The organism is Kytococcus sp. HMSC28H12 (assembly GCF_001816045.1).
Classification (GTDB): Bacteria; Actinomycetota; Actinomycetes; order Actinomycetales; family Dermatophilaceae; genus Kytococcus; species Kytococcus schroeteri.
On the sequence record NZ_KV824550.1, the window covers coordinates 323 to 4,442 of the forward strand.

The 4,120-nt window shown below is 72.9% G+C and carries 6 protein-coding genes; 1 reads left to right on the plus strand and 5 read right to left on the minus strand.

Features of this window, described 5'->3' with window-relative positions:
- Both HMPREF3099_RS12975 and HMPREF3099_RS08280 read right to left on the minus strand, forming a co-directional pair.
- A partial coding sequence (locus tag HMPREF3099_RS12975; RefSeq protein ID WP_202816729.1) for a S8/S53 family peptidase occupies window positions 1–857 on the minus strand: 857 nt, incomplete at its 3' end.
- Between the two features lie 143 nt (window positions 858–1,000).
- On the minus strand, window positions 1,001–1,540 hold the full coding sequence (locus HMPREF3099_RS08280; RefSeq protein WP_070705536.1) for a YbaK/EbsC family protein: 540 nt from the start codon (window positions 1,538–1,540) through the stop codon (window positions 1,001–1,003).
- Between the two features lie 25 nt (window positions 1,541–1,565).
- On the opposite strand from HMPREF3099_RS08280, the gene HMPREF3099_RS12980 reads away from it, so the two are divergent.
- Complete coding sequence (locus HMPREF3099_RS12980; RefSeq protein WP_070705537.1) at window positions 1,566–1,847, plus strand: type II toxin-antitoxin system VapC family toxin; 282 nt, start codon at window positions 1,566–1,568, stop codon at window positions 1,845–1,847.
- On the opposite strand, the gene HMPREF3099_RS08290 is transcribed toward HMPREF3099_RS12980, so the two are convergent.
- From HMPREF3099_RS08290 to HMPREF3099_RS08300, 3 genes are all read right to left on the minus strand, one after another.
- Complete coding sequence (locus tag HMPREF3099_RS08290) at window positions 1,834–2,529, minus strand: HNH endonuclease family protein (protein ID WP_083323633.1); 696 nt, start codon at window positions 2,527–2,529, stop codon at window positions 1,834–1,836. The genes HMPREF3099_RS12980 and HMPREF3099_RS08290 overlap by 14 nt on opposite strands.
- 71 nt (window positions 2,530–2,600) lie before the next feature.
- Entirely contained in the window at window positions 2,601–3,080 is a 480-nt protein-coding gene (locus HMPREF3099_RS08295; protein ID WP_070705538.1) for a glutathione peroxidase, read from the minus strand.
- A gap of 56 nt (window positions 3,081–3,136) precedes the next feature.
- Window positions 3,137–4,120 (minus strand): S8 family serine peptidase (locus HMPREF3099_RS08300; RefSeq protein WP_168168489.1); only part of this gene is annotated, 984 nt, incomplete at its 5' end.

The following is a 4,120-nucleotide window of genomic DNA, read 5'->3' on the forward strand; positions in this document are numbered from 1 at the left end:
ATCACGGCGGTGCCGTGCTCGGGGTAGCTGAACGACGGCGTGCCGGTGGCGATGAGGGCGCCGCTGCGGGCCAGCTGGGAGAGGTCCTCGTGGTTCATGGTCCAGCCGAACTCCACGTCGGAGACGGCCACGTTCTCGCCCTTGCCGCCAGGCAGCTTGTTGACGGCCAGGGCCTCGATGCCCTGCTGGGATGCCGGGCCGCGGTAGGTCTGGCGGCCGCTGAAGTCCGCGGTGGCCAGCATGTTGACGGGGCTGCGGCCATCCTTGCGGAACACGGCCTCGGGGGAGGCAACGGCGGGGGCGGCGGCCGCCATCGCCTCGGGCGGCGTCACCGGCAGGGGCTGCGGCATGGCCGCCTCCACGGCGGGGTCGGCCTGCAGGCGGCGCAGCACCTCGTCGCGGGAACCGGCGTCCACGCGGGCCACCATCCACAGCGACATGTCGGCCTGCTCCGCGCCGGAGCGCTGCTCGGCCGTGGCCTTGAGGGAGCGCAGCGAGGAGGCGGGGGCGTCCACCATCGGGCGCACGTCACGCAGCGCGCCACTGCGGGTCAGGCGGGAGACGACGCCCGGCCCCTCGGCGGCCAGGGCGCTCGTGCGCTGGGTGGTGGAAGTGCCCTCGGCCAGCTTGAACTGGATGCGGGTGCGCGACTGCCCGGCGCGGGCCACCGGGGTGGTCGAGGAGGCGACCGCGCGGGGCTCGAGGGTGGTGCGCGGGGCGGTGCCGGTGGTGGGGGTGCTGCTGGCGGTGGTCGGGGTGGGGCCGCCGGTGTGTGTGGTGGCCGGGGCGGCCACGGCGGACGGGGTGACGGTGGTGGCGAGGGCCGCGGCGAGTGCGATGGCCACGGATCGGTTCATGGAGTTCTCCTCGGGAGGGGGTGAGGGTGTGGGGAACCCACATCGTGGCAACGGCGACCTCAAGCTCGGCCCATGATTCGGTCAGGATCTGGTCAGGAACGACGACGGGTCGTCGACCGTTGAGTGGTGGCCGGCCGCCGGGGTCAGCCGGGGACGACGAGGTCCAGCACCTCGGCGCCCGGCAGGGCGGCCAGCTCCGCGCCGGGCACCAGCAACTTGGCGCCTCGCACACCGCCGCCGATGACCACGGCCTCGGCGGCGGCCACGCGCTCGTCCACGAGGATCGGCCAGTCGGCGGGCAGGCCCACCGGGGTGATGCCACCGGAGGTCATGCCGGTGGCGGACTCCGTGGCGGTCTGGTCGGCGAACGAGATGCGGCGCACGCCCAGGTGCTTGCGGACGGTCCTGTTGACGTCCGCGCGGTCGGTGGCCAGCACCATCACCGCTGCCATTGTGGTTCTCTCCCCGCGACGACCCTCCACCACCACGCAATTGGCCGACGCCTCGGGGGTCACCGCGTAGGCCTCGCAGAAGGCAGCGGTGTCGGCCAGGTCGGCGTCGATGCCCACCACCTCGGCGCCCGGCACGTGGCCGGCGCGGGCGGCCTCGGCCACCGGGGGTGCCACCAGGTCCAGCCCGTCGGCCAGCGGCGTCCACTCCAAGGTCCCTCGTGCGCTGCTCATGGCCCGAGGCTAGAGGGCATCCGGGGTGGTCGACGAGTTGCTGGACGCACTCGGCATCGAGGTGGTGCCGTTCACGCCTGCGCAGGCGCGTGCCGCCCGTGCCGCCTTCCGGGACATCGGTTGGGGAAGCGGTCATCCCGCCGGGCTCAACCTGGGTGACTGCTTTGCGTACACCACTGCGCAGGACCTGGGGGAAGCGTTGCTGTTCACGGGCGACCACTCCCCCCCCACACCGACGTGCGGCGAGCCTGCTGAACGCCGCGCCGGAGGGGACTCGGGGCACGGCGGCGGGGTCAGACGCGGTTGACGCGCAGGGTCACGTTGGAGCACTGCGAGGCCAGGCGGGTGAGCGCGGCCTTCTCGGCGGGGTCCACGGTGAGGCGCCAGCGGATCTTCACGGCCACCCACTCCTGCACGTAGCGGCAGCGGTTGGCGCGGGGCATCCACGCCTCGGGGCCCTTGGCGCTCTTGGCGCGGTTGAGTGAGGTGGTCTGGGCGTTCAGCGACCGCTTGTCGCCGAGGTCGTTGTGGAAGGCCTTGCGGCGGGTCTGGGTCCAGCGACGTGCGCCGGAGCCCCAGGCCTCGGCCACCGGCACCGTGTGGTCGATCTGCACCGTGGAGGGGTACCGGTGGGTCCTGTTGTCCCAGCTGGTCACCCACCTGCCGGCCTTCACCGTGCAGCGACGGCTGGAGTACGTGGGGGTGATGCGGGACTCCTGGACGAGCACCTCGTGGCGGGTGTTCTGGCAGTCCCCGTTGGCGTCACGCCACTCTCCGAAGAAGCGGTCCCGGTCGTACCCGGCGTTGTTCTCGTGGGCGACCGGCAGGTTGCGGACGGCCGTGCGCAGCGGGGCGGAGTACGCGCCGGCGGTACCGGTCGAGGCGGTGGCAGGCACCAGGCCGCTGCTGATGACGGCCAGGGCTGCCGCCGCCGTCACGAGGACGCGCGGGCTGCGACGGGTGCGGGAGGGCAGGGTGGACGTGGGCATGCGCGGACTCCGTTCGGACGCGGGGTGGTTGCCGCCTCCGGGAGTGGCCGCGGTCGGCGAAGTGTAGCGCCTCAGAGGCCGATCTCGAGCAGTCGCAAGACGTCGCCGCCCATCTCGGTGGGGGTGGTGCGCGGGGAGTAGCGCTTCACGAGCTTGCCCTCGCCGTCCACGAGGAACTTGGCGAAGTTCCACTCGACCTCCTCGCCGCCGGACTCCTCGCGCAGCCAGGCGAACAGCGGGTGGGCCTCGTCACCGTTGACGTCCACCTTGGCGAACATCGGGAAGGTCACGCCGTAGTTCTTCTGGCAGAACCCGGAGATCTCCGCCTCCGTGCCGGGCTCCTGGGCGCCGAACTGGTTGCACGGGAACCCGAGCACCACGAACCCGGCACCTGCGTGCTCGGCGTAGAGGTTCTGCAGGTCCTCGTACTGGGGCGTCAGGCCGCACTCGCTGGCGGTGTTCACCACCAGCACCAGCTGTCCGGCGTAGTCGCCCAGCGAGCGCTCCTGCCCGTCGATGGTGGTGGCCGTGAAGTCGTGGAGGGTCGTCATGCCCCCAGTGTGCTCCCCACCCAGGGGCGACGGTGCGGCCCCCGGGTGGGGTGGCATCACTCGGCGACGCCGGACCCCATGGCCTCCACGGCCTTGACCACGTTGGGCAGCGGGCCGATGTGGCCGGCGTCGCCCTCGGGCTGCGGGGTGCCGGTCTCCACGACCAGGTCGCGCATCTGCGCCGGGGTGAGCTCCACACCCCTCTCCTGCGCGATGGACGAGATCTGCGCCACCGCCCCGGTGACGATGGGGGAGGCCGAGGAGGTGCCGGAGAAGCCGTCCGTGTAGTGCGTGTTCTCGTCGCTGCCGTACAGGTCGCCGTAACCGGCGCTGGTGACGGTCTCGCCCCATCCCTGCACGTTCACGCGCGAGCCGTAGGTGCTGAAGTCCAGGCGCGAGCCGGGCGTGCGGCCCGAGCGCGACCCGGCCCCGGCGCCCACGATGATGGCGCCGGAGTCACCCTTGCCGTCGGGGAAGGTCTCCCCGCCGTAGCAGGGGTCGTCCAGGTTCTGGGTGCCGTTGCCGGCGGCCTCCACCACGTGGATGCCCTTGGCCGTCGCGGTCCTGATGGCGTCGTACGAGGCCGGGTCCAGCTCCACCGGGGCGTACCCGCCGCCGCACCCGTTCACCTGCAGCTCCAGCAGGATCACGTCGCCGGCCTCCAGCGTCTCGGCGGCCAGGGCGATGGCGGCGCCCGGCGCCCACCCGTTCTCCAGACTGATGGCGTTGGACATGAACGGCGTGGCCGCCGGCGCGATGCCGGTGACCCCGCCGCCGTTGTCGTCCCCGACGATCTCGCCCATCACGGCGGTGCCGTGGGGGCCGTAGGACGGGTCCGGGGTGCCGACGGCCAAGAGCGCGCCCTCGCGGGCCAGCTGCGTGAGGTCCTCGTGGTTGCGGTGCCAGTTGTACTCGATGTCGGCGACCGCCACGTTGGCCCCGTCGCCACCGGGCTGCTCGGCCGCCGCGACGGCCTCCACGCCCTGCTCGGCGGCCGGGCCCCGGTAGGCCTGGCGGTCGGTGAAGTCCGGGGTGGCCAG